The sequence below is a fragment of the Pedobacter sp. AJM genome (assembly GCF_002197755.1).
Taxonomy (GTDB): Bacteria; Bacteroidota; Bacteroidia; order Sphingobacteriales; family Sphingobacteriaceae; genus Pedobacter.
The window spans coordinates 21,161-42,107 of sequence record NZ_NHOT01000002.1; the positions used below are offsets into that span (position 1 = coordinate 21,161).

Sequence of the window (20,947 nt, forward strand, 5' to 3'; positions counted from 1 at the left end):
CTTAAACTTCCATCATGGATAATACCATACACCTGAATCATTTACGCTGTGAATTAAAAAAATTTGTTTCCTTCAGTGATGCAGAATGGGAAATTTTTAAGCAATACCTCGAATTCAGGCACTACGACAAAAAAGAATTTTTTGCTGTTCCGGGCAAGGTTTGTGATCATATGGGATTTATTTTACATGGTGCCATGCGGTATTTCCATGTGCGGGAAGGTGTAGAAATTACCGGATATTTCAGCTTTGAAAATGAGTTGGTAAGTGCTTACAAAAGTTTTTTAACCCGACTGCCCAACACCAATTATATCCAGGCAATAGAAAAAACCACCCTGATCCTGATTGCTAAAAAGAACTTTGAGCTTATGGAAAACAATCCGGCCATTGCCTTTAAAATTGAACAGTTTGGCCGCCGGATTGCAGAATATTACATCTGTTGTTACGAGGATAGAGTAGCCAGCTTTATCATTCAAAGTCCGGAAGAACGTTATCTGGATATGCAAAAGAATGCCGGTGAAATATTTCTGCGCATCCCTCAGCATTATGTGGCTAATTTTTTGGGCATTACCCCTGTATCGCTTTCCAGAATCAGAAAGAGAACACTAAAGGTGCATGCCTGAATTCAGCATTAAATCAAAACCTTATCTTTTGTTAACGTTTTAAGCCTGCATACCTGCCTATTTTTGATGGTCATTAAAACACAAAAATATGTACGTGATATTAGGAGCCGGCGGACCAAGTGCCCATGCGCTTACATCAGAATTATTAGCCCATCAAAAAACCGTTCGACTGGTAAGCAGGAAACCCATTGCAGTTTCCAATCCAAACCTGAGCTGGGTTCAGGCAGATTTATTAAATGAAGCTCAGGTATGCGAAGCGGCTAAAGGTGCAACTGTGGTTTACCTTTGCGCAGGTATCATTTATGATGCTAAAATCTGGCAGCAACAATGGCCGTTGATCATGAATAATGTGATCAATGCAGTGAAAAGTGTTGGCGCACGACTGATTTTCCTGGATAACATTTACATGTATGGACTGGTAAATGGTCCGGTTACCGAGCAAACGCCCTATCATCCCTGCAGTGTTAAAGGTGAAATTCGTGCCAGGGTAGCCAACAGCTTAATGGATGAAGTGTCTACCGGAAATATCCAGGCCAGCATAGCAAGGGCAGCTGATTTTTATGGTGCCAGTTCCATGAATAGTTTTATTGATATGATGGTACTTGATAAATACTCAAAAAACCAACGTGCACAATGGGTTGGCAATCCGAAGATGCTGCATAACTTTTCGTACATACCCGATGTGGGCAAAGGCTTGTATATGCTGGGGCAGGAACCAAAATCAGACAATCAAATCTGGCATCTCCCTACCGCCAAACCCATTACAGGTATTGAATTTATGCGTTTGGCTGCAGAAATCTATCAGGTTCAGCCAAAATATACGACCATCAACAAACTGATGCTCCGCTTATTCGGGCTTTTTAAAAAAGTGGTGGCCGGTACGGTAGAAATGTATTACCAATATGATCACGACTATCAGTTTGATTCCTCAAAATTTGAGCAATACTTTAATGTTAAACCAACCAACTATGTGGATGGGATTACAAACATTTCGGAAACGATGTATAAAAAGCAAAATATTTAGCCATTCGCCCGTCCGTTAAATGCAGATGGACTATCTTTGATGATGTTGAAAAATCAGAAATTTGCGCCAGAAAAAAACGTCTCCATTTTAGGCTGTGGCTGGTTTGGTCTTGCTTTTGCCAAAAAACTTATTGAGCAGGGTTATCAGGTTAAAGGTTCTACCACTACTCCTGAAAAACTCTCCATACTTGCTGAGGAAGGCATACAGCCCTTTCGTGTTCATTTCAGTGCAGATCAGATGGTTGCAGATCTGGAATTTTTTGACGCAGCTATTTTGTTTATCTGTATTCCACCGAAGCGAAATTCTCCTGAGTTAAATGATTATGCGCAGAAGATAGCATCGATCATCAACGCTGCAAAGGGGAAAGTAGAAAACATTATTTTGATTAGCTCTACCAGTGTTTACGGCGATGAAAATCAAATTGTAAACGAATTGAGTGACACCAATCCGGATACCGACTCGGGTAAGGTGGTATTGGCGGCTGAAAAAGCGTTGGCACTGGCAATGCCAGAGGGATTTACGATTATCCGTTTTGCAGGATTAATCGGACCTGAACGGAATCCCGGAAGATTTTTTGCCGGCAAAATGGATATTCCTAACGGTTTGGCACCGGTGAACCTGATTCACCAAACGGATGCTGTAGGGATTGCAATGGCCATCATAGAAAAACAGGCTTTTGGCAGAATCTATAATGCCTGTGCTCCTGATCATCCCAACAGAAAAGAATTTTATAGCGCTGCCGCTAAAAATACAGGTTTGGTAGTCCCTGGATTTATTTCGGAGAAACAAACCTGGAAGATCGTAGAAAGTGTAAACGTTCCAAAATACCTGGATTATAAATTTCAGGTTGAAATAGTGTAAGCATTCCGCTTTGCGCGCATGATACCTCTCGCCGTCATTGCGAAGCTGATTCTTCATCAGCTGATGCCATCTATCTTGCCATGTGCGCTTAGCAAAGATAGATGGCTTCACGCGCCAGCACCAAACCCTGCCCTTCAGTTGGCAATAACGATTTATAAATCATTACCCCAACAAACTCAACAATTCTTTTTTACTTAAACCTTTAAAAAATCCACCATCGGTTTGGATGAGGTTTTTCACCAGATCTTTTTTTGAAGCCTGCAGTTTCATGATCTTTTCTTCAATTGTGTCCGGACAAATCAATCGAACCGCCATTACATTTTTATGCTGCCCGATGCGGTAGGCCCGGTCAATGGCCTGATTTTCTACTGCAGGATTCCACCATGGATCAACCAGGTAAACATAATCAGCTGAAGTTAAATTCAATCCGGTTCCTCCGGCCTTCAAACTGATTAAAAAAACAGGAATATCCTCACTTTCCTGAAAAGACCTGACCACCTCTTCCCTGTTTCGGGTTTGACCTGTCAGGTATTCATATCTGATATTTTTTCGCTCCAGCTCCTTTTTAATCAGCTCGAGCATACTCACGAATTGTGAAAACACCAAAATCTTATGATGCTGCGACTTGCCTTCAATCTGCTCCATTAATACCTCGATTTTTGATGAAGCCTGGAGATATGATTTCCCGTCAGCCAGCAGTGCGGCGGAATTACAAATCTGCCGCAGCATGGTGATGCTTTTTAGCACATGCATGGCACTTTTGGGCAGTTCATCTTCCGTTTTACCCAAAATATAATCCTGAATTTCCTTTTTGTTGGCTTCGTAAACCTCCCGTTGTGCTGTACCCATCTCACAATAAAGTACAATCTCCGTTTTATCCGGAAGTTCTTTAGCCACTTGCTCCTTGGTACGCCGCATCATAAAAGGCCTGATTTTCCTTTGAAGTTCCTCAGCCCTTTTCTTGTCCTTAAACTGATCTATCGGCGTAGAATACAAATCGGCAAATTGCTGTTTACTCCCAAATAAACCCGGACAAGCAAAAGACAGTTGCCCGTAAAGATCGAAAGTATTGTTCTCTATCGGTGTACCGGTCATCACTACTTTATTCCTCGATTTTAACATCCTCACTGCTTTATACCGTTGTGATTCCGGATTTTTAATGTGTTGAGATTCATCCAGAAAAATATAATTAAAGCGATAATCCTTCAGGTAGCGAATGTCAGAAAGCAGGGTGCCATAAGAAGTAATGACCACCTCAAAACCATCGAAACGATCTGTCGTTTTAGTCCGCTCCGTACCGTAAATGGTTTTAACCTTAATGGATGGTGCAAACCTTTCAATTTCTGCTTTCCAGTTGAAAATCAATGATGCAGGAACGACGACGAGGTTAGTATTGTGCCCCACTTTCCTACGTTGTGACAAAATAAAGGCCAGAATCTGGATGGTTTTACCCAGTCCCATGTCATCTGCCAAACAGGCCCCGAAATTAAAATCGTCCAGAAAGTTTAACCAGTTTAATCCGTCTTTCTGATAAGGACGTAAGGTAGCTTTCAAATCTTCAGGAACCTCAACTTCCTGTATGGCTTCTGTACCCTCAAACTTTTGCCGGTAGCGTTTTAACTCATTTTTTACCTCTCCGTCAAGAAGTGCATCTTCGTAAAGGTCATTTAGCGTGGCAAACTTGATTTTTGGAGTTAGAATGGCTTCGTCGGTTACCTCTCCGGCATTAAAATAATCAGTGAATTTCTGAATCCATTCATGTGGTAAAATGCCTTGCGTCCCATCATCCAGGGTAATGAATTTACTTTTATTCCGGATGGATTTATGCAAATGCTTTAAAGCCACCTGTTGTTTACCGAACTTCACCTTCACCTTGGTTTCAAACCAATCGGTACCACTTAAGACTTCGATATTAATCTGCGCCTGGTATGGATTGAGCTTGTTATTTTTAAGTTGATTGAAACCTAATAGCTGAATGCCCTTATTGCGCCACACTTCAAAGGCTTCTAAAAACCATCCTTCTTCTAAAAAACGTTTCCGGTGTAAATAGAATGAATCATTGGTTTCCTGATCATAGAAATAGGGATGTTGCTTTAAAATGCTGGCAATAAACTGCAGTTCAGCTTCCTCATCACGGTGCAGGGTAAAAACATTACCGAGTTTATCCTGTGCCTGAATCTGCCGCTTGGAAAGTACCGGAATCTCCAGGTTTCCATAACGCATCACGGGTGTGATTAAAATAAAATCTTCAGATTCTGATAAATAAATTAACTTTTCATTTTCAAGATCAAAGCCCTTTTCTTCCAGTTGATCTGCCGTAGCAGGTTTCAGATAAGTATAATCAACCTGAATACTGCCCTCTAACGGAATTAAGATAAGCTTTTGAAACGCCGGATACTTGGTTTTGTGTAAAATTAAACGGTTACTTTGCTTCTGGAAAAAGCCTATCACCCGCAAAAAATCAGGTTTGGTGATTAAATAAAGCTGGTCTTTCAGTTTAACGAAATATTGATGAACCAGCAGCAGCTGATCCAGCGCGTAGGATTTACCTTCAATAATTAACCGCCCGGTAATTTCATAAAAATCATTCAGCTGGTTTACCGATAATCTTAAATCAAGATCAAGAAAATGAACATTTACAGGAATAATGGCAGACGCCTGAATAGTGGTTTCCTTCGGATTTTGAAGATAGAAAGGAATCTTTTGCGGATTCTTCACAATGGCTTTTAACGCCTCAATTTCTTCCCCCGTTTGATCATTATTGTAATTGGCCTGAAAAGTAGCAATGCCACTGAAGAATTTCAGTTCATCACTATCATCCGTTTGAAATAACAAACTGTTCAGGTTGATCCGTTGCAGCGGATTTTTAATCTTCCCGGCTTTTGTTTGATCTGCCTTGTATAGTTCAATGGATAGGTTACTGTAATACCGATGCTGGCCAAATACCAAAATGGTTTTACTCAAATCAATTACAGGTTTTCCAATCTTGGGCTTTTGCCGGGGCAATAAAATATTGGCCATTTGTTTACTGGCCTCCTTATCAAAAGGCTGCAGCGCTTTCATTTTAGGATTAATTTGCAACTTTCCATCCTGATGGCTCAATACAAAAACAGCATCCAGATTTTGCTCCTTCTCCAATCCATAATCCAGCGCAATGGCATGCAGCTTTTGCCGGCGTAAACGCTCATCAAAAAAAATAGCGAGATCTTCCCGGTTTAGAATATTATACAATACCTGCGCCTGGTGTACACATAATTTATTTTTTGGTGCCGTACACCGGCAGGATAATTTTACCGCATTTGCCGTTTGCTGTACCTGAACAATTGGAAATACCGCATCAGATTCCGGATGACTAAAGGCGGCAAAATCAATTTCAATCTGTTCGGGATGAAGACCAAAAAAGCCTTTGCCATGTGTGTGAACTTCCTGGCTGAGGTGTTTAAGAATGAAGATGCCGTTTAAATCTTTCAGGTTGAAATCAGGCAATACATAATCGTACGGATTGTTGAATACTGATGATGTTCCTGCCTTTTCTTCGCTCATTTAAACAAATTTGTAAAGTGTAAAAATAGCATAAACCTTGCAGGTTTAAAATGATCAGCACTAATGATTAAAGCGAATTTCTCAGGTTAAGATAAAATGGAACGGCAAGCTTTTCTGTTTTTCCGTTCAGCACAAACTCAGCAGCCTGGGTACCCAAACGGCTAAAATCTGTCGATATGGTGGTAATCCCATCCAAAATGAGCTTTTTTAGGGGTGTTTCATTATAAGAAATTACGCCTACGTCTTTTCCTATTTTGAGATTTAAAACAATCAGCCGCTCAATTAAAGTCACTAAATCATCCTCCATTAAATTGATATAAACCTCGCCGGGTTGAATTTCCTCTTCTTTAATATTATGGATCACCTTGTGCGTGAATGCATACTGCTGACAAAATCGATAAAAACCACTTAAAATTTCATGCGGGAAATAGCTGTTTTTAGGGAAGATGATTTTCAATGTAGTATAATGGGAGAGCCGGTTGAGGGCTTGCTCCAATGCCGCGTAAATATCTTGTGCAAAATTTTCATAGGCCGCAGCATACTCTCCGGTTACGCCAGGCAAAAGCTTATCTAAAATAATCAGTTTCTCTTTCGGAATGGTGTTGATGATTTCATGGGCATTTTCCCCTCCTTCTAAAAAATGTGGAATAATGACAAAGTGCGTATAATCATCTTTTTTACTGATGATCATTTTCTTGAAGAAAACATAATCATTGTTGTAGATGTAAAAATCAATGGCCGCATGTTCTCCAATGGCTTTGGTAAAGGAATCGTAAATAATTTTTTTGTGGGTACTGAGTTTATTAAACAGCAAACAAACCTTTAGTTTTCGGGTAAAATCGGTATTAATGATGAAATATCCTTTTCCTGGAACAGAATCTACCACACCAAGTTTACGGAGATTACGATAGCCCTTTTCTGCAGTATCTCTTGACATTTCCAGACTAAAACTAAGCTCATTGATCGAAGGGAGCAAACTCCCCTTTTGCAGCTTACCCATATCAATCCCATTCAAAATCGCATTGGTTAACTGCTTATATTTTGGAGTGGAGGAGTATTCATCAATTTGAATATAACTAAGGATATCTTCTGGCTTCAAATGCTTTTTTGCTAGGGTTTCCAATATATAAAAAAATCTGCTATGAAATTCGGTTTTGCCTTATAAGGTTCGCTGAATGGCGGAATAATACTTTAAGTTAATCATATCCGCTGGTGCGGGATTTTCATTCCATACATCATTAATGGCGAGTGCAGTTCCAATGGCAGTGGCCTGAGCTACAGAAGAGGCATAAACTTCAATATCGGGCACGGCACTGGCCAGCAAATGCATATAGATGGCATTTTTTCCAAAGCCCCCATCGACGAAAACTCGCCTTATGCCATCATTCAGAATGAGTTTAAGCGAGTAAACCTGCTGCTTAATTAAATCGATAACTAACTGATGATACGCTTCTTCTGCCGTTTGGAAGATGTTTAAATCCCGTTCCGGAAAAGCAGAGGTTAATGAAAATTCGGTTTGTACCTGCTGATTTCCGGGCACTTTATTAACCAGCTTCAAAACCAAAGCAGGATTAAACTTTAAATGTTTAAAAAGATAGGCTGCGCGATCAAAATGTAAGGCGATTCGTTTAAGCTGCACTTCATGTTCATGACCTGCAAAAATTCGGGAAGCCTTTACGGCCTTACCTTTAAAATGCATGTAGCACAGGCAATCTTTCTTTAATTCATCTGCCTGAAGTGGCTCCTGATTAAAAGGATTAAGGCTGATGCACCAGGTTCCGGTAGAAATAAGTACAAAAGGCGAGTTAAAATTGGCCAGATAAGGAATTAAAGCTGCAGAGCTATCATGCAGGCCCACACCTACGCGTACTTCCTTACCCTGAAAGCTGCTTTTTATAGCAGTATCTGCAGCTGTAAATTCACCAAATTTTTGATCTATCTCTTCTGCTTTAACCCAATGGTGGTATTCATTCTTATTAAAATCCCAAAGCTGGGTATGGCAACCAATACTGGTAATATCTGCCACGGCTTTTCCGGTAAGTAAATAACTGAGGTATTGCGGTAAATGTAAAGCATACCTGATGCGATTAAACAATTCAGGCCTTTCACATTTCAGGCGGTAGAGCTGCATACCAGAATTTAAGCTACCCAGAACAGGAGATGCCGTTTCGAGGGAAATTTTTTCTTCCCCTCCGTATTGAGCATAAAATGCTGCTTTAAGCCCTTCGGGATAGGCCTTTAAATAATTGTAAAGCGGTGTTAAGGGCGTTCCTTTTTCATCAAGATAAACGAAACTGGCACCATAAGTAGAAAAATTGATGGCCTTAATATCGAACTCCTTTAACTGCATCACCTGGTTTAACGAATCATATACAGAAGAGGTTAAGCTTTCGAGGTTCTCGCAGATTTCGCCATCCTCGTCCATAGTTTCTACAAAACGTGCCGACCTTTCATACACAATGCTATAATTTTCATCAATTAAAAACAGTTTTTTATTCGTTTTTCCAACATCAAATATGGCAATAACAGGTTTAGGCATTTTTTATTTCCCTTTCGATTATAAACCTGTAGCTACCGTATTTCCACGGTGGCTAACCAATTGACTTCTAATATCTAAATCCCGGTATAAAGCAATTGGTGATAATGCTGCACCAGCCCTTAACCTTGCCTCGGCTAGCAGAGGCCTTAGATCACTCCGAAAGGTATTTTGCAAAATCTCCTGTGCTTTAACCACATCGTTGTTATCCTGAGCAGCTTTTAATGCTTTTCTATCTACCAGCAAGGCTTGCGCATAAGCAATCATAATCGCTTCTACCGATTGCAGTAAATCTTCTAAAGGGTCTTTTACATTGTGCGATGCATCAATCATCCAGCCTAAATCCTTGGCATGGTTCATGCCTTTTGCGTCCATGCCTTCCACCAGTTCATTAAAGATTAAGAACAATTGATAAGGCTTTATACTTCCGGCAGTTAAGTCGTCATCGCCATATTTGGAATCGTTAAAATGGAAACCGCCCAGCTTACCTTCCATCAATAATAAAGCAACAATCTGCTCGATATTGGCATTGGGCAAATGGTGACCTAAATCGACCAGCGTATAGGCTTTCTTACCCAATTTACTGGCATATAATAAAGATTGCCCCCAGTCGCCAACTGTTGTAGAATAGAAATTAGGCTCGAAAGCTTTATATTCTACAAACATTTTCCAGTTTTCCGGCAATGCCGCATAAATTTCCTGCAAACTTTCTAAGGTATTTTCAAAGGCCTGGCGAAAATTCAACTGACCCGGGAAACACGATCCATCGGCCAACCAAACCGTTAAAGCATCAGACCCTAAGGCAATACCATGTTTAATTACCTCGATATTGTGTTCGATGGCCTGCTTCCGAATGGCTTTATTTACATGCTGAAGGGAGCCAAATTTATAACTATGCGGAGCACCTGCCTGATCCTGAAAAGTATTGGAGTTCATGGCATCAAACTTTAGTCCGTAGCTGGAAGCCAGGCTTTTTAAGCTTTCTGCGTGTTGAGGGATATCCCAGGGAATATGTAAGGATATGGCACCACTGGCGCCATTCAGGCCGTGTAATAAACCCACATCTTCAATTTTCTCTTCAATGGTTCTGGGTTCACCACCCGTAATGGCAAAACGGCCGAAACGTGTTCCACCTGTGCCTAAGGCCCAACTTGGAATGGCAATCTGAAAATCTACCAACTTCCGGATGATACTTTCCAAATCAACATGCGACCAGTCTGCTTTTAAAAAGTCAATCTTGCGCTGATGTGAGCTAAAAAGGGAATCGTTATGTTTTTCGATCTGGTTCTGTTCGATATTCATGGTTATACTTGGTTATTTAGGCTGATGATTATGGCGATTAATCGCCTTTCATACCATCCTCGTTTATAAAGGGGCATGATTTTAACTATAATCTTCGCACATTAAGGTCATTTTCAGCCTGTGGACATCACAGACCAGGAAAACAACCTGCTAAACTACATTTATTTATATTTCAAAATTTTATGACCGATATAGAACCGATCATAAAATTAAATGCTTCACTATATTTATCTGACAAAGGCCATGGCCACACCACCATCTACATTTAGCACGTTACCTGTAGACTTTTGCAATAATCCACCAACGAAAACAAAACATGCATTGGCGATATCATCAGGTAAAATAATCTGGTTTAACAAGGTGCGTTTGGCATAATAAGCCGGCAATTCAGCAACGGTAACACCATATGCTTTTGCCCTGCCTTCAGCCCATCCACCGGCCCAGATGTTGCTGTCGCTGATCACTGCATCCGGATTCACTACGTTAACACGGATATGATCTGCACCCAACTCAGCTGCATTTAAACGGCTTAAATGAAGTTGAGCAGCCTTTGCACTTCCATAACCAGCATTATTTGGTCCGCTTACCAATGCATTCTTACTTACAATATTAATGATATCACCACCAACATCTTGCTTTTGCATCATCTTTGTTGCAGCCTGGGTGATAAAGAACTGGCCTTTTACCAAAACATCATACAACAAATCCCAATCTTTTTCCGAGTGATCGCCAATGGTTTTAGAAATGGATAAGCCTGCATTATTGACAACAATATCAATTCCGCCAAAAGCCAGCGCCGCAGCATGAAAAGCACCATCAATATCCTCCTGACTGGTGACATTTAAAAGTGTTGTACTGTAAGCATCTTTACCAAACTGTTTGGCAAATTCAGCTCCGGCTTCTTCCAAACGTGCTGCATTCATATCATTTAAAATAACCACACTGCCTTCTGCAACGAATTTCTTTGCAATGGCTTTACCAATACCGCCGGCACTGCCCGTAATTAAAGCAATTTTACCGGTAAGTGGCTTTGGCTTAGGCATACGCTGCAACTTTGCTTCCTCAAGTAGCCAATATTCAATATTAAAAGCTTCCTGATGAGGTAAAGATGTATAGGATGAAATGGCTTCTGCACCTTTCATCACATTAATGGCATTGATGTAAAATTCTGCCGCCACTCTTGCCGTTTGTTTATCCTTTGAGAAAGTAAACATCCCTACACCCGGATATAAAATCACCACCGGATTGGTATCGCGAATGGCTGGGCTATTAGGATGTTTGCAAGTTTCATAATAATCTGTATACATGGCCCTATATGCTTCAAACGAAGGCAACAGTTTTTCTTTTAACGCTTTGGTATCAGACAGGTCTTCATCAGCCGCCAAATCTAAAACCAGCGGACTGATCTTGGTTCTTAAAAAATGATCCGGACAACTGGTTCCCATGGGTGCCAGGCGAGCGAGATCATTGGAGTTTGTAAATTCCAATACCCTGGCATCATCGGTAAAATGTCCGATCATGTGTTGTTTTGAAGAACATAAACCCCGAAGTAATGGTGCTAAAGTTGCTGCTTGCTTTTTACGGCTGGCCTCATTTGCACTTTCCATTTTTTGGCCCCCGAAAACCGGTCCTTTTTTACCGTAGTTTTGCGCCAGGTAATCGGAACAGATTTCAATCACACCTAAAGTATTCAGATAACTTTCGTAAGCGGTATCACCCCAGGTAAATAAGCCGTGAGCGCCCAGCATGATGCCTCGAATACCCGGATTCTCATCCAAACATTGTTTTAACTGTAAACCTAATTCGAAACCCGGTTTCTTCCATTCTACCCAGCCAATGGTTCCGCCGAACAGCTCTTCCGTAATCTTTTTGCCATCAGCAGCCGCAGCAATGGCAATAGCCGCATCCGGATGCAGGTGATCAATATGTGCAAAGGGCAGAAAACCATGTAATGGCGTATCAATTGATGGGGCTTTAGAACTCAAATCAAAAATGCAGTGGTTAAAAAGTTCCACCATTTCATCTTCGTAAGCTACACCGCGGTAAATATTTTTTAAACTGCGCAGGCGATCTACATAAAGTGCCGCTAAACCACTCTTCTTTAATGTGCCTAAATCACCACCAGATCCCTTTACCCACATCACTTCAGTTTCATTACCCGTAAGCGGATCCTTTTCCATTAACTTGCATGAGGTATTACCGCCACCATAATTGGTCAGGCGCAAATCAGCACCTAACAAATTAGAGCGATAAATGAGCAGTGCAACTTCATCTCCAGCCAGTTTTGTGGCCTCTTCTTCATCCCATAAGTAGCTGACGTACTTATAATTTGTTTCTTTAACAGACATGTATATTAATGATTACTTTTCTATTTATGATTTAATTGAATTGCCATAACCTACAATCAGTACTGATATGATAATGGTTAATATGCCCGCTATAATGGTGGTTAATGTTTTTCCTGATACACCTTTCCATTCTTTCAAAATCAAACCCCACACGTTGGCAATCAGGATGATAAAGGCCATATGCAAAATCCATGAACTGGCGCCATTACCCATTTTGCTTTCTCCCATTCCGTAAAAAAAGAACTGTAGAAACCAGGTGGTTCCGGCAAGTGCAGAAAAAATGTAGTTCTTTAATAAGGGGGTTGATTTTTTCGTGTAATCGCCAAAGGTTTTATTGCGGGCATTCAAAATCATACACCAAATAAAATTAGTGGTTAATCCGCCCCAAAGTACTACCACATAAGTGACATTGTTTTGGAATAGAAAGTTACCCGTTTCAGATGGGTGGGCAACTTTCCAGATCTGGTTGGCCGCATCGGCCATGGGTTTTCCGGCCTCTAAGCCAAAATTAAAACATGCACTTAACACTCCTGAAACGATCCCTACAAATAAGCCCAGGCCAAATTTGAATTCTGTTTTAACTTCCAGTCCATGTGGATCGGTAAGATCTGAATTGATTTCTCTTTCTTTCATTACCCCTGCCTTACCACAGATGATGATGCCAATGACACAAACAAAAAGCCCAAGCATGACCATTCGGCCCCAATCGGTTTGCATAAACATGGTGAAGGTATCTTTTCCTTCCTGTGGAAAAATGTCGAAATAAATTGAAGGTAAAACGGACCCGATCACCATTGATAATCCCAGAATAATGCTACTGCCCAGTGATACCCCCAGATAACGAACACCCAGTCCATAGGTTAAGCCACCAATCCCCCAAAGTACACCGAAAAAATAAGTGAGGATTAAAATATGACCATTGGTAGTAGCAATAATATCACTGAAATTCGGGATGGTTAAATAAGCGGCCAATGGTGGTACAATAAGCCAGGAAAAAATTCCACCAACAATCCAGTAGCTTTCCCAGGCCCAACCTTTAACTTTTTTAAATGGGATATAAAAACTTCCTGATGCGAAACCACCGAAAAAATGAAAAATTACGCCTAAAATTGCCTGCATGCGCTATATTGGATATTTGGTTGGTCCAAAATAGAAATTAAGGCATATTTAACTGTCATGCACTGTTATGCCGATAAATTTCATTTACTACCGAAGTGATTTAATTTTAGTAAAGTTCTCCCGCAGATTACAGGGATTACCGCAGATGCTTATTAAAACATAGTCAAAATGAAAGTACACCCCTTAATGCTCTGCCAGGAAAAGCCAATCACATATAACTCTCCTTAAATCTGCGGGATCCCCGGAATCTGCGGGAAATAATAAAGATTATATGAGTTAAAAGACAACTTGAAGTGATTTAACTTTGTAAAGTTCTCCCGCAGATTACAGGGATTACCGCAGATGCTTATTAATAGATAGTCGAAAGTAAGGTACGCCCTTTAATGCTCTGCCAGGAAAAGCCAATCACATATAACTCTCCTTAAATCTGCGGGATCACCGGAATCTGCGGGAAATAATAAAGATTACATGAGTTAAAAGACAACTTGAAGTGATTTAACTTTATAAAATTTCTCCCGCAGATTACGGGGATTACCGCAGATGATGATTAACAGATAGTTAAAAGAAAGGTACACCTTAACTAGTGCTATGTTAGGAAAACCAATTACGCTCAACTCTCCTTAAATCTGCGAGATCCCCGGAATCTGCGGGAAATAAAATATTCACAAGGAAGGGCTAAATAGTAGATAAATCGTCCTGGCGAGGAGAAATGATGAAGCAGTCTAATCCGCTCAAGATTGCTTCGTCGGCTGAAAAAGCCTTCTCGCAAAGACGATCACTCGGGTTAGAAGACGATAAAATCATGAAGTGAATAAAAAAAGCCGGCAAATCTGCAGCTATCAAATCACTTTATTAAAAAAATTAAAGCAGGTGGGATTTTAAATCAGCCGGAGAATAATTTACTGACTTTAATGTCTTATCATCTGCCTTTCTGAAAACCAGAAACAATCCATCTACTTCCTTATAATATGCTGCTGTCTGATCTTTATCGAAATAATGTTTGATGGTTAATTCTGCTTCTTCTACTGTTTTGCAGGCCTTACTCATGTTAGAGCGGTGCACCTCATCAAAAAGTGTTTTAAATTTGCGCCCTAAACCAAATTCGTGTATTGCACCAGCCAACACATATTGCAAATCACACAGCGCATCAGCTACTTCAATCAGATCATCATTTTCAACTGCTTCCTGCAATTCCTTTAATTCTTCAGCCAGAAGTGCTATTCTTAAGTTTGCCCTTTGTTTTGATGGAATAACAGGCGAATCTAAAATGGGATGTTTAAATGTGTGATGAAATTCTGCAACCTGATTAAGTGAATTTGTTTCCTGCATGGTGGTTTGGTTTAACTTACGCCAGCAAAAGTAAAAAAACACCTGTACTTATCTAAACATAATTTAAACATTGACACGAAAGGGGCAATATCCTCAATGGCGTTCCCTGATTATTCTGAAAAAATCTTCCTTGTACGTATCACCTACTGGCAACGACTGATCATTGATATAAACGGTGTTTCCGTCAACCATTTTAATTTTATCCAGCGAAATGATGTATGATTTATGTATACGGTAAAAAGGTGGCTTCGGTAAATCATTTTCCAGTTCTCTTAAGGCCTGGTAAGTTACAATCCTTTGAGCTGAGGTGTAAACAGATACATAATTTTTCAATCCCTCAATGTAGAGAATATCAGTATAGTTAACCTTAATGAATTTATTTTTTGTATCACCCTTGATAAAAATGAAATCAGGGATGGCTGTTGATAGGGGCATAACAATTTCCTGCTGCGCCGGATGAATCATCTGCTGTGCTTTAACAGCGGCCTGGTAAAATCGTTCATATGGAATCGGTTTTAACAAATAATCAACCACATCCAGATCAAAGCCTTCCAGCGCATATTCAGGATAGGCTGTGGTTAAAATCACTTTACATTTGCCCCCTAATATTTTCAGAAATTGAATGCCGGTAAGCTCGGGCATCTGAATATCCAGAAAAACCAGGTCAACCATTCCCGCCTGCACCTGGTTTAAAGCTTCAAAGGGATTAGTAGTTGTACCCACCAATTCCAGAAATGGCGTTTTATTGATAAAGGCAGCAATGATGTCTGATGCGTAGGCTTCATCATCAACAGCTAAACAACGGATCATAATTGGAAGTTAAAAGTGATAAAGATATAAAGATTCTCTGGTACTACATATGGATCACCAAGGTGGTTTTATAGGTATTACCGTTGTTCGAAACCAGGAGTTCATGCTGGTCAGGATAAATTAAATCCAGTCGCCGGTGAATATTAACCAAACCTACACCACTGGAATGATCTTTTTGCGCATGGCTGATTTTATTGCTGACTTCAAAACTCAGGCGCTTTCCGTTTACTTTAAGTTTTATCCTCACCGGATGTTTTTCATCATTCACCACACCATGCTTAAAGGCATTCTCTACAAAGGGGATTAGTACCAAGGCTGCAATTTTTTGAGTGGTAATGCCTTCGGTATTAAAATCCACATAAAAGTTGGGTTCGAAGCGCATCTTAAAAAGGGCAATATAACTCTCCAGATAGGCTACCTCCTTTGAAAGCGACACTTTACCATCGGGACTTTCATTCAGGGTATATCGCATTAAATCAGATAGTTTCAAAACAGCATTTGCCAGCTGATCAGAAACCGGAATGGCCAGTGCATAAATATAATTCAGGGTATTATACAAGAAATGTGGATTGATCTGTGATTTTAGAAAAGCCAGTTCAGACTTTACTACCTCGTCCTTTAACTTCCTGTTGGCCAGCTCATTTTTAAAATTTTGCTGCACACCGTATACTGCTGCAGGTATAATAATATATGAAATTCCATAGTAAATATTGTCAAGTATGTAACTTAAGGTGGTTGTCTGATCATTATAATTATGAAAACCAAATACCTTCAGGTAAATCACTTCTTCAATCAGATAACGCAGGCTAATAAAAAATATCAGTGTAAATATGATGCCTAACACCAGCTGGGGAATTTTACCCCGTTTTAAATAATGGGGATAAAGCCAGGAATAACAAATATAAAACTCTGCTATCCGGATAAAAGATAAGGAAATACCAAATGCAATGAGGGGAAAACTCACCGATTCGACAAAATATCCCAGATATTGATAAGTCAGGATTAATACCCAACAAAACACATGGATAGCGATCACTTTAAATTGCTTCATGCCATAAAGCTAGATAAAGCTTTTCAATAGATCAATCTTGTTATTCCAACTCTCAAAAATTTTATCCCAACACCCGCTTTCGGCAGACAAACACCTGTTAAACGGCTTTACTGGTTTGGGATAATAATCCGGTGGTTTGGGATCATTTAATTTAGAACCCGCCGCATCATCTGCAATTTTGGAACATCAAACAAATAACAATGATGATGAAAACTACGACAACAATTCTGTTTACCATTTTATGTGTATCCCTCTTTCAATTTACAGCCAGTGCCCAAAAGCAGGAAGTATTGCTTATTGGAACATTTCATTTCGCCAATCCAAATCTGGACGCGATTAAAACCGAAAGATTTGATGTCTTAGCCGCTAAGCCTCAGCAGGAACTGGAAAACATCGCCGAAAAAATTAAAGCCTTTAATCCTGACCAGATTTTTGTGGAATGGCCTGAAAACAAACAAGCCGGATTGGATTCCCTTTACCAGATGTACAAAGCAGGCACCTACAACCAGTATATCAATACAAAATACCAGCACACCAAACAATTTGCATCCTTCAAGGAAGATGAAACCTTTCAGCTGGCCTTTCGTGCAGGAAAAAAAGCAAACCTAAAAACCATATACGGCATTGATTACAACATAGATATGCCTTTTGATACGGTGATGAATGCCATTCAAAGTGCAAAACAAACGCAACTAAAAAATGAAATTGATAGTGTCATCCAAACCAATGGTGCCGCAACCAATCATAAAAGAAAAACCATGGGCCTTACCGATCTCATCCTGGATTTAAATACGGAAGCCTCCAGAAATCAAAATGCCGGTTTCTATTTGCAAAGCATCAACCGTGCAGGAAGCAGAGAAAATTTTGCAGGTGCCTATTCGGTATCAGAATGGTATCGCCGTAACCTTTACATGTATGCTTTGGTTCAAAAGATCACACAGCCTGCTGATAAAAGGATTGTCATTCTTCTGGGCGCGGGCCACATCTCCTTAATTAAACAGTTTATTGCACTGGAAAACAGGTTCAAAATTGTAGAATTAAAAGACATTCTTTGATGCACGATTCTGCTGTATGACCTCCCCTTTGGATACTTTGTTCATTACAAAATGAGCAGCATCCAAACGTTGCAGGCAAAATGGCCTGACTGACCTAAAGGTGCTGAAAGTTTTTTAAAGCCTGCTTTTTCATACATCGCAACAGCGGTAGATAATTCAGGGAATGACTCCAGGTAAATTTGATGATAACCAAATTGCTGTGCAGAGGAGATACTTTTCTGCATCAGCATTTTGCCTATGCCCCTCCCTCTGGCAGCCGCTGAGGTATAAAGCTTTACAAGCTCTGCGCAACCTTCCGGCAAGCCTGATGTGGGATAGATTCCGCAACCACCGATAATTTTGCCTTCCTCCTCAGCAATCCAATAAACAGATTGTTCCACTTTAAATACTTCGGATAAATGATCAGTAGTGGGATCTGTGTAAACGGTTCCAGGTTTATCGACTTTAAACTCTCTTAACACAGTCCTGATTAATTCAGCAAGTTCTTGATTATCCCCTTCGTTTATTTCTCTGTAAGTGATGGCCATGCCGCATTTTTCTTCAAAGTTAAAAATTGCACCCATAGCATTGAAGAAAATTCAAACAAAATCAGGGTTGAATCCCTTTATTAAAGAAAAGATAATACCATGGAAAACGATAAAATAACGAACGAAAACAAAAACGCACATCCAAAACCAACTGATGAGGTTCAGAAAGAAATCGAAACCGTTGTTCCATCTGCGCATCAGGCGGAAGTTACACCTGGCAAATCTGAAACTCCCGTTGATATTAAAGAAGACCAACCGACAGACGAGCCAACCAAGGGAGAAGGAAATAAAGTAACAGAAGGCGAAGAAGGTGCCGAAAAAGCAGCTACAGCTACGGATCAATCTGGAACAGACGAAGCGTCATCTCCGGAAGAAAACACGCCTGAAGAAGAGGAAACAAATGATGCAGCAAACGCTGGTGAGGATGACAATAAGGATTCAGACCATGAACATAATGGAATTGAAACCGTAACACCATAGCACACTATGCTAATTTTTGTTAAAGCTTGATTACTGCTGAAATAGTTTTACTAATTTGCCGTTATGATTAACATGAAAAACACAATATGGCTTTGCCTTTTTACCCTCATCGTATGTAGCTGCGGTATAAACAGGCAGGCACAGCAAATTAAAGCACTGGAAGATTGCACCTATAAAATTACCGGAGTGAAACAGGTATCAATTGCTGGTGCAGATATCAAACAATTAATGGAACAACAAACCTTTAGTTTAACCAGCTTACCTGGTGTGGCACTTGGCTTACTCAGAAAAGATATTCCATTAAGGGCGAATCTGAACCTGGAAATCACCAATCCCTCCAGTAACCTGGCTGCCATCAATCAGTTTGAATATAAAATTCTGGTGAACAATACCGATTTAGCACAGGGTATTGTCAATCAGAATGTGAGCATCGCACAAGGGCAAACCGTTACTGTTCCGGTGCAATTGGTCAGCAATATTTACGGACTGGTATCCAACGGAAACGTTTTTAATGATATTATTAAAGCAGCACAAAGAGGATCTTCATCAAAAGACGAAAAACTTGGTTTGCTGACGATTAAGATCAAGCCTACCTTTATGTTAGGGAATACTCCGGTAAAATATCCCGGATACATCACCATCAATAAAGATATCAGCAGCAAAATTTTGTTGTAAATAAAAAACCCTCGCCAAATCAGCGAGGGTTTTTTATTTAAAATTTCTTTCCAGGTTTAAGCAGCATGCCCTGAAAACTGTGTTGATCAAGACTTTTGGATACCTGCTTTAGTTCTGCAGCAGATAATTTTTCAGGCATTACCGTCGATGAAGCTTTTAAACTAGCAGTCTTCGCAGAGGTCGTTACAAAACTTCCGGTTCTGGCATATAAAAGCGCATAGCTTAACAAGGTTTCCGATTCATCACCCCAGGATTTCGTTAAATCTTCGTTAGCTTCTTTATCAACAGTTAATCCACTGTAATATCCGCCTACACCAGCCTGATTTTTAGTTTCAAATTCCGGGACATACATGTCTAGTTTATCAATCCTGATCGGGAAGAATCCAACAGGTTTGCCATAAGTTGTTTCACCGATAAGCTTCACATCCATCACAGGCTTTAAACTATTGATGGTCAGCTCACTGGCCGATGCTGTAGATCCGCTCACAATAAAATATATTCTTGACAATGTTAAAGATCCTGATTTGGCAAAACGCTCTATATTATCAGTTGAAGCAGAAGTGTAATCCAGATCGGCATATGTGGCATACTTTCCATTTACACCAGTGGTAAATGGCTGAAGCTTATCATCCCCATCTAATAATGGCTGATGCGCAAGAACAGAGGCCTTTCTTTGTGCCGTTGTGATGTTTTGTAAATAATTGTTATAATAAGTGGTGTACATGATATTGCCATTCTGAGCAATTGGAGCAGCAAGATTAATCATCTCCGTTGCAGTAGAAACATAACCACCTCCATTGTACCTTAAATCTACCACCAGCTCCGTTACGCCTTGAGATGCAAAATTGGCAAAAACCGTTTTTAATGCAGATGAAACGTTATTGGTAAAGCTGTTAAAAACTACATAACCCACCTTTTTGCTGCCAACATTATAGGTATTAGTGTAAAATATAGGATTAACGGTATAGCTGGAGGAAGTAATAGTCACTGATTTGGTTACGTTATCAAGTCCCACAAAGGTAAGTGCAACAGATGCATTGCTGCCAAAAATAGCATCATTTAAAAAGTTTATAGTAGCACTGCTATAGCTTAAATTGGTTCTTCCGTTGATGCTCGTGATTCTGCATCCTCTGGCTAAACCCTGCTGGGCAGCAGGGGAATTTGGATAAACATATTTTACCCTTAAATCTGATGTGGTTTGATAGTTTACGGAGAAGCCATAATCATTTGATGTTCCATTCACATCAGCTTTGAGGGCTGAAACCTTAGCTGTTGTAGCCACATAGTCGAAAAAGGAATATTTTGGATTGCCGGAACCATTGACATATTCATAAGGTTTCCCGGTAGATGGATCTGAAGAATACTGGGTTAGCGCATAAAGTTCAGCTTCATTAGAACTGAAACTACGTGGCTTAAAGACATCATAAGTGGGCAACGAAGTATTCCAGTAATAAAGCTCTTTCGTATAAAGAAAAATCGAATCTTTAGTCAGTTCATCCCTGCTCGCCGCAACAGGTGTAACAGGTTGTTCGGGTGTTGCGTTCTCTTTTTTACAGGCCATAAATAAGCTTACCCCCATCAATATCATAGCGGTGAGGTAACTGTATTTGTAATATTTCATATTTTCGTTTATAGTGGAATTGGTAGATATACGAGGCTTACTATTG

At 40.1% G+C, this 20,947-nt stretch carries 17 protein-coding genes; 6 read left to right on the forward strand and 11 right to left on the reverse strand.

All coding sequences use genetic code 11. The features are described 5' to 3' along the window. Window positions 1–14: 14 nt before the first annotated feature. The 3 genes from CBW18_RS04005 (at window position 15) to CBW18_RS04015 (ending at window position 2,505) form a co-directional block, all read left to right on the forward strand. Window positions 15–620, forward strand: coding sequence for a Crp/Fnr family transcriptional regulator (locus CBW18_RS04005; protein ID WP_088299990.1), 606 nt, complete (start codon window positions 15–17; stop codon window positions 618–620). 88 nt (window positions 621–708) lie between these two features. Next, window positions 709–1,644 (forward strand): NAD-dependent epimerase/dehydratase family protein, encoded by a 936-nt coding sequence (locus CBW18_RS04010; protein ID WP_088299991.1) that lies wholly within the window; start codon window positions 709–711, stop codon window positions 1,642–1,644. 39 nt (window positions 1,645–1,683) lie between these two features. Beyond that, the gene (locus CBW18_RS04015; RefSeq protein ID WP_253248960.1) at window positions 1,684–2,505 is read left to right on the forward strand and encodes an SDR family oxidoreductase; all 822 of its coding nucleotides are present in this window, start codon (window positions 1,684–1,686) and stop codon (window positions 2,503–2,505) included. Between the two features lie 162 nt (window positions 2,506–2,667). Here the strand turns inward: CBW18_RS04015 and CBW18_RS04020 are convergent, their stop codons facing one another. The 9 genes from CBW18_RS04020 to CBW18_RS04060 all read right to left on the reverse strand — a co-directional run bounded on the left by CBW18_RS04020 (window position 2,668) and on the right by CBW18_RS04060 (window position 16,543). Further along, window positions 2,668–6,048, reverse strand: coding sequence for a DEAD/DEAH box helicase (locus CBW18_RS04020; RefSeq protein WP_088299993.1), 3,381 nt, complete (start codon window positions 6,046–6,048; stop codon window positions 2,668–2,670). 67 nt (window positions 6,049–6,115) lie between these two features. Beyond that, window positions 6,116–7,147: a GntR family transcriptional regulator gene (locus CBW18_RS04025; RefSeq protein ID WP_088300371.1), complete on the reverse strand. Its 1,032-nt coding sequence runs from the start codon at window positions 7,145–7,147 to the stop codon at window positions 6,116–6,118. A 60-nt stretch (window positions 7,148–7,207) separates the two neighbouring features. Continuing rightward, window positions 7,208–8,587 (reverse strand): FGGY-family carbohydrate kinase, encoded by a 1,380-nt coding sequence (locus CBW18_RS04030; protein ID WP_088299994.1) that lies wholly within the window; start codon window positions 8,585–8,587, stop codon window positions 7,208–7,210. An 18-nt stretch (window positions 8,588–8,605) separates the two neighbouring features. Beyond that, window positions 8,606–9,886 carry a sugar isomerase gene (locus CBW18_RS04035; protein WP_088299995.1) on the reverse strand — a complete coding sequence of 427 codons (1,281 nt, stop codon included), beginning with the start codon at window positions 9,884–9,886 and terminating at the stop codon, window positions 8,606–8,608. Window positions 9,887–10,113: 227 nt separating this feature from the next. Further along, window positions 10,114–12,234: a bifunctional aldolase/short-chain dehydrogenase gene (locus CBW18_RS04040; protein WP_088299996.1), complete on the reverse strand. Its 2,121-nt coding sequence runs from the start codon at window positions 12,232–12,234 to the stop codon at window positions 10,114–10,116. Between the two features lie 24 nt (window positions 12,235–12,258). Continuing rightward, window positions 12,259–13,353, reverse strand: coding sequence for an L-rhamnose/proton symporter RhaT (gene rhaT, locus CBW18_RS04045; protein WP_088299997.1), 1,095 nt, complete (start codon window positions 13,351–13,353; stop codon window positions 12,259–12,261). Window positions 13,354–14,214: 861 nt separating this feature from the next. Beyond that, window positions 14,215–14,682, reverse strand: coding sequence for a nucleoside triphosphate pyrophosphohydrolase family protein (locus CBW18_RS04050; RefSeq protein ID WP_088299998.1), 468 nt, complete (start codon window positions 14,680–14,682; stop codon window positions 14,215–14,217). A gap of 93 nt (window positions 14,683–14,775) precedes the next feature. Further along, complete coding sequence (locus CBW18_RS04055) at window positions 14,776–15,492, reverse strand: LytTR family DNA-binding domain-containing protein (RefSeq protein ID WP_088299999.1); 717 nt, start codon at window positions 15,490–15,492, stop codon at window positions 14,776–14,778. Between the two features lie 43 nt (window positions 15,493–15,535). Further along, complete coding sequence (locus CBW18_RS04060; RefSeq protein WP_088300000.1) at window positions 15,536–16,543, reverse strand: sensor histidine kinase; 1,008 nt, start codon at window positions 16,541–16,543, stop codon at window positions 15,536–15,538. Between the two features lie 200 nt (window positions 16,544–16,743). Between CBW18_RS04060 and CBW18_RS04065 the strand changes: the two genes are divergently transcribed. Continuing rightward, window positions 16,744–17,598: a DUF5694 domain-containing protein gene (locus CBW18_RS04065; RefSeq protein ID WP_088300001.1), complete on the forward strand. Its 855-nt coding sequence runs from the start codon at window positions 16,744–16,746 to the stop codon at window positions 17,596–17,598. Between the two features lie 44 nt (window positions 17,599–17,642). On the opposite strand, the gene CBW18_RS04070 is transcribed toward CBW18_RS04065, so the two are convergent. Beyond that, the gene (locus CBW18_RS04070; protein ID WP_253248961.1) at window positions 17,643–18,161 is read right to left on the reverse strand and encodes a GNAT family N-acetyltransferase; all 519 of its coding nucleotides are present in this window, start codon (window positions 18,159–18,161) and stop codon (window positions 17,643–17,645) included. A 63-nt stretch (window positions 18,162–18,224) separates the two neighbouring features. On the opposite strand from CBW18_RS04070, the gene CBW18_RS04075 reads away from it, so the two are divergent. Both CBW18_RS04075 and CBW18_RS04080 read left to right on the forward strand, forming a co-directional pair. Then, window positions 18,225–18,605 (forward strand): hypothetical protein, encoded by a 381-nt coding sequence (locus CBW18_RS04075; protein WP_088300002.1) that lies wholly within the window; start codon window positions 18,225–18,227, stop codon window positions 18,603–18,605. Window positions 18,606–18,677: 72 nt separating this feature from the next. Then, window positions 18,678–19,280, forward strand: a complete 603-nt coding sequence (locus CBW18_RS04080; protein WP_088300373.1) for a hypothetical protein — start codon at window positions 18,678–18,680, stop codon at window positions 19,278–19,280. Between the two features lie 37 nt (window positions 19,281–19,317). On the opposite strand, the gene CBW18_RS04085 is transcribed toward CBW18_RS04080, so the two are convergent. Beyond that, window positions 19,318–20,901, reverse strand: coding sequence for a S41 family peptidase (locus CBW18_RS04085; protein ID WP_088300003.1), 1,584 nt, complete (start codon window positions 20,899–20,901; stop codon window positions 19,318–19,320). Between the last annotated feature and the right edge of the window lie 46 nt (window positions 20,902–20,947).

Coding starts and splice junctions, on each gene's coding strand:
- CBW18_RS04005 (WP_088299990.1), top strand. CDS start 15: ATGGATAATACCATACACCTGAATCATTTACGCTGTGAATTAAAAAAA.
- CBW18_RS04010 (WP_088299991.1), top strand. CDS start 709: ATGTACGTGATATTAGGAGCCGGCGGACCAAGTGCCCATGCGCTTACA.
- CBW18_RS04015 (WP_253248960.1), top strand. CDS start 1,684: ATGATGTTGAAAAATCAGAAATTTGCGCCAGAAAAAAACGTCTCCATT.
- CBW18_RS04020 (WP_088299993.1), bottom strand. CDS start 6,048: ATGAGCGAAGAAAAGGCAGGAACATCATCAGTATTCAACAATCCGTAC.
- CBW18_RS04030 (WP_088299994.1), bottom strand. CDS start 8,587: ATGCCTAAACCTGTTATTGCCATATTTGATGTTGGAAAAACGAATAAA.
- CBW18_RS04035 (WP_088299995.1), bottom strand. CDS start 9,886: ATGAATATCGAACAGAACCAGATCGAAAAACATAACGATTCCCTTTTT.
- CBW18_RS04040 (WP_088299996.1), bottom strand. CDS start 12,234: ATGTCTGTTAAAGAAACAAATTATAAGTACGTCAGCTACTTATGGGAT.
- rhaT (WP_088299997.1), bottom strand. CDS start 13,353: ATGCAGGCAATTTTAGGCGTAATTTTTCATTTTTTCGGTGGTTTCGCA.
- CBW18_RS04050 (WP_088299998.1), bottom strand. CDS start 14,682: ATGCAGGAAACAAATTCACTTAATCAGGTTGCAGAATTTCATCACACA.
- CBW18_RS04055 (WP_088299999.1), bottom strand. CDS start 15,492: ATGATCCGTTGTTTAGCTGTTGATGATGAAGCCTACGCATCAGACATC.
- CBW18_RS04060 (WP_088300000.1), bottom strand. CDS start 16,543: ATGAAGCAATTTAAAGTGATCGCTATCCATGTGTTTTGTTGGGTATTA.
- CBW18_RS04065 (WP_088300001.1), top strand. CDS start 16,744: ATGATGATGAAAACTACGACAACAATTCTGTTTACCATTTTATGTGTA.
- CBW18_RS04070 (WP_253248961.1), bottom strand. CDS start 18,161: ATGGGTGCAATTTTTAACTTTGAAGAAAAATGCGGCATGGCCATCACT.
- CBW18_RS04075 (WP_088300002.1), top strand. CDS start 18,225: ATGGAAAACGATAAAATAACGAACGAAAACAAAAACGCACATCCAAAA.
- CBW18_RS04080 (WP_088300373.1), top strand. CDS start 18,678: ATGAAAAACACAATATGGCTTTGCCTTTTTACCCTCATCGTATGTAGC.
- CBW18_RS04085 (WP_088300003.1), bottom strand. CDS start 20,901: ATGAAATATTACAAATACAGTTACCTCACCGCTATGATATTGATGGGG.